We start from the raw sequence: 591 nt of genomic DNA, 5'->3' as shown, positions 1-591 counted from the left end.
TTATTGAATGTTTAAGAAGTTGTGTATAATGAAATAAACGTGTTGAAATAGTTAGGATGATGTTAGTGGATATCAAACATATGAAATATTTTATTGAAGTCGTTAAGCAAGGAGGCATGACTAATGCCTCCAAATCATTATATATTGCACAACCTACAATTAGTAAAGCAATTAAAGATATTGAAAATGAAATGGGCACGCCCTTATTTGATAGAAGTAAAAGACATTTAATACTTACCGATGCAGGTCAAATTTTTTATGAGAAAAGTAAAGAAATTGTTGCACTGTATGATTATTTACCATCTGAAATGGAACGCTTGAATGGACTGGAAACAGGGCATATAAACATGGGCATGTCGGCAGTCATGAATATGAAGATTCTTATCAATATTCTTGGTGCATTCCATCAGCAATATCCAAATGTTACATATAATTTAATAGAAAATGGCGGCAAAACGATTGAGCAGCAAATTATCAATGATGAAGTAGATATAGGCGTGACCACTTTGCCAGTCGATCATCATATTTTCGATTATACTACCCTAGATAAGGAAGATTTGCGACTTATCGTGAGCAGAGAGCATCGACTCG

The 591-nt window shown here is 33.8% G+C and carries 1 protein-coding gene; it reads left to right on the top strand.

The features are described 5' to 3' along the window. Positions 1 to 65: 65 nt before the first annotated feature. Positions 66 to 591 (top strand): LysR family transcriptional regulator (locus IDG60_RS28430; protein WP_206161170.1); only part of this gene is annotated, 526 nt, incomplete at its 3' end.

The sequence above is a fragment of the Staphylococcus sp. EG-SA-2 genome (genome assembly GCF_017152085.1).
This window is presented reverse-complemented; position numbering and strand designations above follow the sequence as displayed.